The sequence below is a fragment of the Streptomyces sp. GD-15H genome (genome assembly GCF_045291515.1).
Lineage (GTDB): Bacteria > Actinomycetota > Actinomycetes > Streptomycetales > Streptomycetaceae > Streptomyces.
On record NZ_CP149447.1, the window covers coordinates 2,017,728 to 2,029,039 of the forward strand.

General features: G+C 71.3%; 8 protein-coding genes and 1 pseudogene. 7 read left to right on the plus strand and 2 right to left on the minus strand.

Annotated elements, in window-relative coordinates; genetic code table 11:
- The first annotated feature begins 58 nt into the window (after positions 1 to 58).
- The 4 genes from WJ438_RS09645 to WJ438_RS09660 are packed head-to-tail and all read left to right on the plus strand — an operon-like array spanning position 59 to position 3,481.
- Complete coding sequence (locus WJ438_RS09645) at positions 59 to 1,681, plus strand: FAD-dependent oxidoreductase (RefSeq protein ID WP_406724852.1); 1,623 nt, start codon at positions 59 to 61, stop codon at positions 1,679 to 1,681.
- Entirely contained in the window at positions 1,678 to 2,529 is an 852-nt protein-coding gene (locus tag WJ438_RS09650; protein WP_406724853.1) for a polysaccharide deacetylase family protein, read from the plus strand. Before WJ438_RS09645 ends, WJ438_RS09650 begins: the two co-directional genes overlap by 4 nt.
- An 18-nt stretch (positions 2,530 to 2,547) precedes the next feature.
- On the plus strand, positions 2,548 to 2,727 hold the full coding sequence (locus WJ438_RS09655) for a hypothetical protein (protein WP_406724854.1): 180 nt from the start codon (positions 2,548 to 2,550) through the stop codon (positions 2,725 to 2,727).
- A 37-nt stretch (positions 2,728 to 2,764) separates the two neighbouring features.
- Positions 2,765 to 3,481 carry a peptidyl-tRNA hydrolase gene (locus tag WJ438_RS09660; RefSeq protein ID WP_406724855.1) on the plus strand — a complete coding sequence of 239 codons (717 nt, stop codon included), beginning with the start codon at positions 2,765 to 2,767 and terminating at the stop codon, positions 3,479 to 3,481.
- Between the two features lie 121 nt (positions 3,482 to 3,602).
- Here WJ438_RS09660 and WJ438_RS09665 read toward each other — a convergent pair whose 3' ends face one another.
- Positions 3,603 to 4,940 carry an MFS transporter gene (locus WJ438_RS09665; protein WP_406724856.1) on the minus strand — a complete coding sequence of 446 codons (1,338 nt, stop codon included), beginning with the start codon at positions 4,938 to 4,940 and terminating at the stop codon, positions 3,603 to 3,605.
- 129 nt (positions 4,941 to 5,069) lie between these two features.
- Positions 5,070 to 5,714: a GntR family transcriptional regulator gene (locus tag WJ438_RS09670; RefSeq protein WP_406724857.1), complete on the minus strand. Its 645-nt coding sequence runs from the start codon at positions 5,712 to 5,714 to the stop codon at positions 5,070 to 5,072.
- A 190-nt stretch (positions 5,715 to 5,904) separates the two neighbouring features.
- Between WJ438_RS09670 and WJ438_RS09675 the strand changes: the two genes are divergently transcribed.
- The 3 genes and pseudogenes from WJ438_RS09675 to WJ438_RS09685 all read left to right on the plus strand — a co-directional run bounded on the left by WJ438_RS09675 (position 5,905) and on the right by WJ438_RS09685 (position 11,269).
- Positions 5,905 to 8,001 (plus strand): hydantoinase/oxoprolinase family protein, encoded by a 2,097-nt coding sequence (locus WJ438_RS09675; protein ID WP_406724858.1) that lies wholly within the window; start codon positions 5,905 to 5,907, stop codon positions 7,999 to 8,001.
- Positions 7,998 to 9,734: a hydantoinase B/oxoprolinase family protein gene (locus WJ438_RS09680; RefSeq protein ID WP_406724859.1), complete on the plus strand. Its 1,737-nt coding sequence runs from the start codon at positions 7,998 to 8,000 to the stop codon at positions 9,732 to 9,734. Before WJ438_RS09675 ends, WJ438_RS09680 begins: the two co-directional genes overlap by 4 nt.
- 144 nt (positions 9,735 to 9,878) lie before the next feature.
- Positions 9,879 to 11,269, plus strand: a pseudogene (locus tag WJ438_RS09685) (2-oxoadipate dioxygenase/decarboxylase family protein).
- The last annotated feature ends 43 nt before the right edge of the window (positions 11,270 to 11,312 follow it).

Below are 11,312 nucleotides of genomic sequence, written 5' to 3' on the forward strand. Positions count from 1 at the left end.
GGGATGTCGAGCCCCGCCACGGGCCACTGAACCCGGCGCGCCGGGGTACTCGGCATTCATGACAGAGAAGCAGCAGGTCAGCGGCTCGTACTGGCTCCAGACCGCACCGGGCGGCCGACATACCGCACTGGCCGGCGACCTCGAGGTGGACGTGGCCGTGATCGGCGCCGGAATCGCCGGGCTGTGCACCGCCTGGGAGCTGACGCGGGCCGGGAAGAGCGTCGCGGTGCTGGAGGCCGGGCGGATCGCGGCCAGTGTCACCGGACACACGACCGCCAAGATCACCGCCCAGCACACGCTGATCTACGACAAGCTGCGCCGCACCCGCGGCAGCGAGGGCGCGCGGCTCTACGCCCGTTCGCAGTCGGAGGCGATCGAGCACCTCGCCGATGTCATGACGGAGCTCGGCGTCGACTGCGAGTGGGAGCGCCGCAGCGCGTACACCTTCGTCCGTGACGCGGGCCGGGTCGAGGAGCTGCGCGCGGAGGCGGAGGCCGCGCGGGAGGCGGGGCTGCCGGCCTCGTTCGTGACGGAGACCGGACTGCCGTTCCCGGTGGCGGGCGCGGTCGAGGTGACCGGTCAGGCGCAGTTCCATCCGCGCAAGTTCCTGCTGGCCCTCGCCGACGACCTGGTGGCGCGCGGCGGACGCGTCCACGAGGGCACCACCGTCCTCGGCCTGGACGAGGGCGAGCCCTGCCGCCTGTCCACCGCGGCCGGGGCCGCGGTGACCGCCCGGGACGTCGTGGTCGCCACCCACTACCCGATCTTCGACCGGGCCCTGCTGTTCACCCGCCTCTCCCCGCGCCGCGAACTGGTGGTCGCCGGTGCCCTCCCCGCCGACCAGGACCCGGACGGGATGTACATCACCCCCGACGAGAACACCCGCTCGGTGCGCACGGCCCCCCATGGCGAGGACGGCACCCGTCGCCTGCTCATGGTCACCGGGGAACATTTCACGCCGGGCACGGGCGACACCCGGGCCCGCTTCGACCGCCTGACCGCCTGGGCGCGCGAGCACTTCCCCGACGTGGAGCTCACCCACCGCTGGGCCACCCAGGACAACGACCCCACCGACACCGTGCCGCTCGTCGGCCCGTTGCACCACGGCGCCCGGCACGCCTACGTCGCGACCGGCTTCGGCGGCTGGGGCATGAGCGGCGGCATGATGGCGGGCCTGCTGCTCACCGCGCAGATCACCGGCGAGGAGCGCGCGTGGAGCGGGCTGTACGACCCGCGTCGGCTGGGTCCGGCCGTACGCGAGGCGCCGTCCTTCCTCAAGACCCAGGCCGAGGTCGCCCGGCACTTCGTCGGCGACCGGCTGCGCCCCTCACCGCCGGTGGAGTCCCTGCCCCCCGGCGAGGGCGCCGTGGTCCGCGCCGACGGCGGCCGCCTCGCGGTCTACCGCGACGAGGACGGCGCCCTGCAGGCGGTCTCCGCCCGCTGCACCCACCTGGGCTGCCTGGTCAACTTCAACTCCGCGGAACGCGCCTGGGAATGCCCCTGCCACGGCTCCCGCTTCGACACCGACGGCAAGGTCATCCAGGGCCCGGCGACCCAGCCGCTGGAGCGGCGGGACATCTCAGCCGGCACGGAGGCCCTGCCCCGGCCGGGTGACACCCGGCCGCGCTCCACCCCGCGACGGAGGAAGCGCGGTACACCTTCTCATATTGTCATACGGTGATCACCCTTGTACGACGCGTAGCAGCCGTATGCGTTCTGGGCACCGCGCTCACCGCCTGCGCCACCGCCCAGCCCCCTCAGCAGCGGCCCCGCCCCGCGCCCTCCGCCTCCCCCGCCGCACCGCCGCCGTCCCCACCCACCCTCGCCCCGGGCCCCTCGGGCCTGACCCCGGTGTTCCGCAACGGTCTCCGCACCCCCGGCGACAAGACGGTGGCCCTCACCTTTGACGCCGACATGACCGCCGACCAGGGCCCGAGGGCCGCGGCGGGCGAGCGCTTCGACCACCCGCGGCTGATCGCCACCCTGCGTGCGCTGAAGGTGCCGGCCACCGTGTTCATGACGGGACGATGGGCCGAGGAGTACCCGGCCCAGGCCCGCTCCCTCGGCCGGGACCCGCTCTTCGAGGTCGCCAACCACTCCTACAGCCACTACGCGTTCACGGACGACTGCTACGGCCTGCCGACCGTCTCCGCGGACCGGATGCGGGCGGACGTGGAGCGGGCGTACACCGCCTTCCGCGCGGTCGGGGTGCCGGACCCGATGCCGTACTTCCGCTTCCCCGGCGGCTGCTACGACCGCGAGGCGCTCAAGGCGCTGACCCCGACGGGCGTCACGGCGGTGCAGTGGGACGTGGTCGGCGGTGACGCGTTCGCCACGGACGCGGAAGCGGTGGCCCGGCAGGTCCTGGACGGTGTACGGCCGGGTTCGGTGGTCGTCCTGCACTGCACGCGCAGCGCGGCCCCGACGACCGAGCGGGCGGTGCGGACGATCGTCCCGGAGCTGCGCCGCAAGGGGTACCGGTTCGTGAAGGTCTCCGCACTGATCGCGACGGCGGGCGTACGAAGTTGAGCGTCCTACGCTGGACGTATGAACGACAACGACTACTGCCTGATCGACGTGTCCAGGCCGCCGAAGGCCGACGGTCCGCCGTACGCGGAGTGCGTGCTGTGCCGGGAACCGACGGAGTACCCGGAGTCGTACAAGGGCATCACAATGTGCCCCGTCTGCGAGTGGCGGGAGGCCGAGCGCACGTCCTGCTCGGGGTGACGGTCCCCGGTGCCCGGCGGCTTGGCAGACTGGACCGGTGAACAACGACCCGACGCCCGCCGCCGACAGCCCCTTCCGCCATGAGCCCAGCGCCCGCGACACGGCCCCCCAGTTCGTACTGCCCCTCGTGGCGCGCATCGAGCGGTCGGCGCCCCCGGCCCGTACGGACGCGCTGGAGACGGCGGCCCGCGCGGTGCTGACGATGCTGGTGGACGACCGGTCGACGGGCGAGGGCGAGTGGGCGCGGGCGATGCGCGACTGGCAGGACGCCCGCATCCGCAAGGTGGTGCGCCGGGCCCGCGGCGCGGAGTGGCGCCGCGCGGAGGCGCTTCCCGGCATCACGGTCACCGGCAAGTCGGCGGAGGTCCGCGTCTTCCCACCCGTCCCGCTGGACGGCTGGCCCAAGGACCTGGCCCGCCTCCAGGTCTCCGGCACCGACCTCGAGGACCCGGAGCCCCTGCCCCCGGCGGACCCCACCGCCCCCGCCCTCTGGCTCAACCCCGACCTCGACATGTCGGCCGGCAAGGCCATGGCCCAGGCGGGCCACGCCGCCCAACTGGCCTGGTGGGAGTTGCCGGACGGAGCCCGCACGGCATGGCAGGCCGCCGGCTTCCCCCTTGTAGTCCGCACCGCCGACCCGTCCCACTGGCCCGACCTGGTGACCAGCGGCCTCCCCACGGTCCGCGACGCCGGGTTCACGGAGATCGCCCCGGGCTCCTGCACGGTGGTGGCGGATCACCCGGCGCTCCGTTGACGCGCGCCCCTGTCGGCGGAAGGCGGAGGGAACGACGCCCGGCCACCGCACCGGGGTCCGGCAGCGTCCTGGGAACGCGCGGAGCGGTGGGTGGCCGGGTGGTGGGAGGGGGAGCGAGGTGCTACACCTCGCCGGTCTTGAGCGGTGCGCTCTCCCGGGTCGTCAGGACCACCGCCAGGGTGATGGCGGCGCTCGCCATGACGTAGAACGCCGGGGAGGCGATGATTCCTGTCTCGGCGACGAGGAAGGTAACGATGAAGGGTGCGGTGCCTCCGAAGGCGGAGACCGAGAAGTTGTAGCCGAGGGAGAACCCGCCGTACCGCACCCGGGTGCTGAACAGTTCGTTCATCGCGGCCAGGGTCGGGCCGAGGAAGACGGCCAGAATCAGTCCCAGGCCGCAGTGCGCGAGCACCGCGAGCACCGCACTGTCCGACTCCATCATGACGAACAGCGGATACGACAGGAGCAGGGCCATGACGCACGACGCACCGAGTACGGGCCGTCGGCCGACCCTGTCGGACAGGCCGCCCATCAGGGGGATTGCCGCACACACCAGGATCATGGAGACGACCGACGACACCGAGGCGAGGGTGGCCGTGTGGCCCAGCGTGCTCTCCTGGTAGCTCGGGATGAACGTGAGGATCACGTACAGAGCGGCGTTCTGGAACAGTGCGTATCCGGCGGTGCGAAGGATGGACCGCCAGTGCGTGGTGATCGACTCGAGCAGGGGGCGTTTGGAGACCTTGCCCTCGGCGCGCAGTGCGGTGAACTCGGGGGTCTCCTCCAGCTTGTTCCGGATGAAGAGCCCGATGAATCCGAGCGGGGCGGTCATCAGGAACGGGAGGCGCCAGCCCCAGTCGTGGATCTGCTCCGAGGTCAGGGAGAGGTTCAGGAGCAGCACGACCAGCGAGCCCAGCAGGAAGCCGAGGATGCAGCCCATCTCGACCAGGCTCACCAGGTACCCGCGCCGCTTCGGTGGTGCGTACTCGGCGACGAAGGCGGACGCGCCGCCCATCTCCCCACCTGCGGAGAATCCCTGGATCAGCCTCAGGACCACCAGGAGTACGGGGGCGAGCAGCCCGACCGAGGCGTACGACGGCAGCAGGCCGATGCACAAGGTGGCGACCGAGACAGAAATGATGACCCAGGCCAGGGTCTTCTGCCGGCCGATGCGGTCACCGAGTGCGCCGAAGAAGATCCCGCCCAGCGGCCTCACGGCGAAGGCCACTCCGAACACGGCGAAGGAGCTGAGCAGTTGGGTGGTGGGATCGCTGGCGGGGAAGAAGACCTTGCCCAGCACACTCGCCAGGTAGCCGTAGACGGCCACATCGAACCACTCGACGATGCTGCCGACGGTGGCTCCGACGGTCGCTCGGCGCAGCGTGGACTTGCTGGGGACCGGTCGTCCCTCAGGAGGGCTCGCCCCTGGAGGAACGGCGGTCTGGCGGTCAACGCTCACAGGAACTCCCGAAGGGGGACAGGCGGGCATACGCCGCGGTCGACAGTGGTGAGACCGTAGGTAATCGTCGGACGATAATCAAGGGATTCGTTACTGAAACATCCCCGTCATCGGACGATGACCTCAGCGTTACCGAGCGGGGTAGCCCTCGAGGAGCGCCGCCTCCGAGTCCGTCAGGTAGGACTCCAGCAGTGCGGCCGCCTCCTCGATGTCGCCCGAGCGCAGGGCCTCGGCGATCTCCGTGTTCCTGTCGAGGTAGGCGGCGTGGAAGACCCTGGTGTCACTCATGTGCACGTAGGCGAGCCGGAACTCCGCCAGGATGCCGCTCATCATCGCGTCCAGCCGCTCGCTGGCCGCGAGCGCCACCAGCGCCTCGTGGAACCGGATGCTCGCGGCGGCGACGGCGTCCCACCGCGACTCCTCCGCCGCCGCGCGGCCGTCGGCGATCGAGCCCGACAGCCTGCGCAGACCCGCCGGCGTCAGGATCCGAATGGCCCGCACCGCAGCACACTCGATGATCCGTCTGACCCGGTAGAGATCGGCCACGTCCTCCCGGGACAGCTGACGGACGAAGACCCCGCGACTCAGCTCGTGCACCAGCAGCCGCTCCCGGATGAGTCGCTGGTAGGCCTCGCGGAGGGTGCTGCGGGAGACACCGTGCATCTTTCTCATGCGCTCCTCGGACAGCCGCGTTCCCGGCTTCAACTCGCCGGAGACGATCTGTGCGCGCAGTGCGTCCGTCACGCGGCTTGCGGTGCCGGCCGAATCCGTCATTCCTGCTCCCCTCGGGCCGCGGCGACCACTGCGGCCGGTCATCTCTCCGACAGGAGAGAGCTCGGATTCTAGCAATTTTCGTCAGACGATTCATTGCAAAATCGTCAGACGATCTGTAGCGTCCTTCCGGCGTGCCGATGACCGAGCAAGAGGCGCCGCGCACGTTCTCAGTCGGCCCTGGAGGATTTCTATGACCCAGTCCCGTGCACTGCGTGTCGGGGTGGACATCGGTGGCACCTTCACAGACATGGCGATCCTCGATGACCGTGGGATCGTCGCTGTCGGGAAGACCCTCACCACCCACAGCGAACCCGCGGCCGCCGTCGAGACGGTGCTGCGGCAGACCCTGGCGGCACACGGACTCGACGCCGCGGACATCACCACCTTCGTCCACGGCACCACCCTGGTGACGAACGCGCTGATCGAGCGCCGTGGTGCGACAACGGCGCTGCTCACCACCGAAGGCTTCCGCGACGTGGTGGAGATGGGTCGGGAACACCGGTACGAGCTCTACGACCTCGACCTGGAACTGCCCCGTCCCCTCGTACCGAGGCACCTGCGCTTCGGCATCCGCGAACGCGTGCTCGCCGACGGCACCGTCGACACCGCCCTCGACGAGACCGCCGTGAAGCAACTCGCGGCCGAGCTGTCGGCAGCCGGAGTTCAGGCGGTGGCGGTGTGCTTCCTGCACAGCCATGTCAACAGCGAGCACGAGCGGCAGGTCCGGGAAATCATCCGGGCCACCGCGCCGGAGCTGCGCGTGGCGCTGTCCAGCGAGGTCAACCCCGAGATCCGTGAGTACGAGCGCAGCTCGACCACCCTGGCCAACGTCTACGTCCAGGAGCTCGTCGAGACCTACCTGGAGGACCTCCGCGACCGTCTGCGTGGCCTCGGCCTGCGCAGTGCCCCCCTGATCATGCTGTCGAACGGCGGGGTCGCCGCGATCGACGTCGCCCGGCAGTTCCCGATCAGGATGCTGGAGTCCGGCCCCGCGGGCGGCGCGCTGGGGGCCGTCGCGTTCGGCCGCAGCGCCGAGCGGCCCGACCAGATCGCCTTCGACATGGGCGGCACGACCGCCAAGCTCTGCATCATCGAGGCCGGCCGTCCCCTGGTCACCCACACCTTCGAAGTGGACCGGGTGTACCGGCTGCGCGCCGGGTCCGGTCTCCCCGTACGGGCTCCGGTCATCGACATGATCGAGATCGGCACGGGCGGCGGCTCGATCGCCCGGGTCAACTCACTCGGTCTGATCACCGTCGGCCCCGACTCGGCCGGATCGGAACCGGGCCCGGTGAGCTACGGCCGCGGCGGAGAGCACTGCACCGTCACCGACGCCGACGTCGTCCTCGGCTACCTCGACCCCGACCACTTCCTCGGCGGCGACATGTCCCTGGACGTGGAGGCGGCGGCGACCGCCATCGACAAGCAGGTCGCCCAGGAACTCGGCATCAGCGTGGCCGAGGCGGCGTGGGGGATCCACGCGACGGCCAACGAGAGCATGGCGAACGCGGCCCGCGTCCACGCGATCGAGCGGGGCCAGGACCCCACGCGCCTGCCGATGTTCGTCTCCGGGGGCAACGGGCCCCTGCACGGCCCCGGAGTGGCGGCCGCACTCGGTTCCCCCGCCGTGGTGGTGCCTCCCGCCGCCGGTGTCCTGAGCGCACTGGGCTTCCTGTCCGCGCCGATGTCCATCGACATCGTCCGCTCGCGCCACGCGGAACTCGGCACCGTCGAACTCCCCGTGCTCGAGGAGATCTTCGGCGAGATGGAAGACGAGGGCACCCACGTCCTGCACAGCTCCGGCGTGCCGGCCGAGGACATCACGCACGAGCGCACCCTGGAGATGCGCTTCGTCGGGCAGGGCAGCGAGATCGAGGTGCCGGTGCCCCCGCTGGGGGGCCGCTGGCAGGCGGACCTCGCCGAGAGCTTCGCCGAGCAGTACCGGCAGCGGTTCGGCACCGTCGCGCCGGTGGGCGTCGAGACCGAGATCCTTACCTGGCGCGTCGCGTCACGCGGCCCCGACCCCCGGGCCCGGCTGCGGTCGGCACGCCCGGCGGAGTCCGAGAGCGCCCTCGTCGGGCACCGCGACGCCTACTTCCCCGCGGCCGGGGGCTATGTGCCCACGGCCGTGTACGACCGGTACCGGCTGGCCGTCGGCACCACCGTCGAAGGCCCGGCACTGGTACGGGAACGGGAGTCGACGCTCGTCGTCCCGCCCGCTGCCCGCTGCACCGTCACCGACGACGGCAGCATCCTGGTCGAGTTCACTTCAGGAGGAACCCGATGACCACTGCCTCCGCTCCCGGCCGCCCGGTGGACCCGGTCGTTGTCGGGCTGGTGGCCAACCGGCTGCACTCCCTGCTGGACGAGCAGCAGGCCGCACTGGTGAACACCGCCTTCAGCCCGGTGGTGCGCGAATCCCTCGACCTCGCCTGCGCCGTGTTCGACAGCCGGGGCGAGATGATCGGCCAGTCCTCCGGCGGCACCCCGGGCCACATCAACGCGATGGCGACCGGGATGGGACACATCGTGGCGAAGTATCCGCCCGAGGCCCTCGCGGACGGCGACGTGCTGATCACCAACGATCCGTGGATGACGGCCGGTCAGATCAACGACATCACGGTCGCGACCCCCGTCTTCCGCGCCGGGACGCTGGTCGCGTGGTTCGCCAGTTGCTGCCACTCTCCCGACATCGGCGGACGCATCCTGTCCGCCGCGGCGACGGAGGTCTTCGAGGAGGGGCTGCGGCTGCCCATCCTCAAACTGCGGACCGCAGCCGGGCCCAACGAGCCCCTGGAGGAGCTCATCCGCGCCAACGTGCGCACCCCCGACGAGACGATGGGCGACATCTACGCCCAGGTGGCGGCCAACCAGGTGGGTGCCCGCAGCCTCGGCAGGATGATGGACGAGTTCGGCCTCGACAGCATCGACGCCGTCGCCGCCGAGATCATGCTCCGCTCCGAGAAGGCCTTGCGGACCGCGCTGCGCGGACTGCGCGACGGCCGCTACGAGTCACGGCTGACGTCCGACGGGTTCAACGGAGAGCCGATCGACCTGGCGGTCGCCGTGACCATCGACGGGGACCGCGTCGACATCGACTACACCGGCTCCTCACCGCAGTCGCGGCACGGCGTGAACGTGGTCCTCAACTACACCCGGGCGTACACCTCCTTCGCGATCAAGGCCGCCCTCGCGCCGGAGGTCCCGCACAACGCCGGCTCGTTCCGGCCCGTCCAGGTGAGCGCGCCCCGCGGCTCCGTGCTGAACTGCGTCGACCCCGCCCCGGTCGCCTCCCGGCACCTGGTCGGGCACTTCCTGCCCAGCCTCCTGTTCGACGCCCTCCGCCCGGCGGTTCCCGGGGGGCTGCCGGCCACCAGCTCCGACGCCCTGTGGATGACGGTGTGGCGCGGCGGGGACATCGGGGAAACACATCCGTTCACCCTCACCGTGTTCGGCGCCGGCGGAACGGGCGGACGCCCGAGCAAGGACGGCCTGAACACGACCGGTTTCCCCACCGGCGTACGGGCGGCTCCCACCGAGGTGCTGGAGACCCTCACCCCGCTCGTCCAGCGGCAGCGCGAGCTGCGCCCCGACTCCGGCGGCCCCGGCGAGCACCGCGGCGGCCTCGGACAGGTGGTACGGGTCGGCCGCCGTGGCGACCACGGATGGACACTCAACGCCAACATCGACCGGGTCGACACCCCCGCCCCGGGCACCCTGGGCGGACTGCCCGGCGCACGGGGCGAGTTCACCGACGCCACCACCACGGAGCAGCTCCCGCGGAAGCAACTGGTACGCCTCGCCCCCGACTCCGTGGTCCAGTTGCGGTTCCCGGGCGGCGGCGGCTACGGCGACCCGAAGGCGCGTCCGGTCGAGCGCGTACTCGACGACGTCGTCAACGGCTATGTGAGCTGCGAGGCCGCTCGCGAGTACTACGGGGTGCACATCGAATACGTCGGAGACCCCGATGCGTTGGTACGGCCTCCCTCGTCCTACCGCGTCGTACGGGCCCGCGACTGACCCGTGCAACCCATGCGAGGGACACACCCCGTGTCCCCGCGTGAGGGGCACACCCGCGCCCGGCCGGGGCGCGGGCCTATGGCGAGGCCCGCCTCGAAGCCCATGTGTGAACCCCCGACTGGAAAATGAAAGGTGAAACTGTCGATGATCAGCCAGTGGCAGCTGCGCGCCGCATTCGCTGCGCGGCTCTCGGACATGTACGGGCGGGAGGTCCCCGCCTACACCACGCTCGTGGACGTCTCACGCGAGGTCAATGAGGACGTCCTGCGCACGCGGGGCGCCGATGCCGAACGCCTGGGCTCCATCAGCCGGGTGACCGCGGAACGCCACGGTGCCATCCGGGTCGGCACTCCGCAGGAGCTGCAGCAGGTGGCCCGTGTCTTCGGCGCCCTGGGCATGCACCCGGTCGGCTTCTACGACCTGCGCGAAGCCGCCGCCAGCGCGGTTCCGGTCGTCTCGACCGCCTTCCGTCCCATCGACGGCGAGGAACTGGCGCGCAATCCCTTCCGCGTCTTCACCTCCATGCTCACCCCTGCCGACCCGCGCTTCTTCGACGCCGACCTGCGCTCCCGGCTGGAGGCCTTCCTCGCCGGCCGGGAACTGTTCCCCCGGAGCTGCTCGCCCTCGCGGACCGGGCCGAAGCGGAGCGGGCCCTGCCCGAGGAGGACGCCGAGCGTTTCCTCCAGCTCGCCGTGCAGGCCTTCGAGCTGTCGACCGAACCCGTCGACAAGGCCTGGTACGAGACCCTGGAGCGGATCTCCGCCGTCGCCGCGGACATCGGCGGCGTACGCAGCACGCACATCAACCACCTCACTCCCCGCGTGCTGGACATCGACGAGCTCTACCGGCGCATGACCGAGCGCGGCATCGAGATGATCGACACCATTCAGGGCCCACCGGCCTGGAAGGGACCCGACGTCCTGCTGCGCCAGACGTCCTTCCGCGCCTTGGCCGAGCCCCGCGCGATGCGTACCCCGGACGGCACCGTCATCAGCGGCGCCCTGCGGGTGCGCTTCGGCGAGGTCGAGGCCCGCGGCATCGCCCTCACCCGCGAGGGCCGCGCCCTCTACGACCGCCTGCTCTCCCTCGTCGACCAGCAGGCGGCCGCCCGCCCCGAAGCGGACCGGAGCGAACTCACGCGCACCGTGTGGGAGCAGCACCTGCCCGGCACCGAGCAGGAGCTCATCGCCCGGGGCCTGGCCTGCTTCACCTACCAGGTGGCGCCCGACCGACCGCGGGACGGAAGCCGTCCGCCCGTCGGCATCGCCGATCTGGTGGAGCAGGGCTGGGTGCGTGCCGAGCCCATCGTCTACGAGGACTTCCTGCCCCGCTCCGCGGCCGGCATCTTCCAGTCCAACCTCAGCGGCGAGGGCTCCAGGAACAACGACCACGAAGGCACCGCCTACGACGCCGAGTGGCTCTCCGGTGCCATCGGCCGCGAGGTCCTGGATCCCTTCGCCCTCTACGAGCAGCAGCAGAGCCGATCCCTCGCGCAGGTCGCCCGTGAGCTGGAACTCGACGGCACGCCCGGCTGACGCACCTGGTCAGGGCACAGGAACGACTCACGTGAGCATGAAG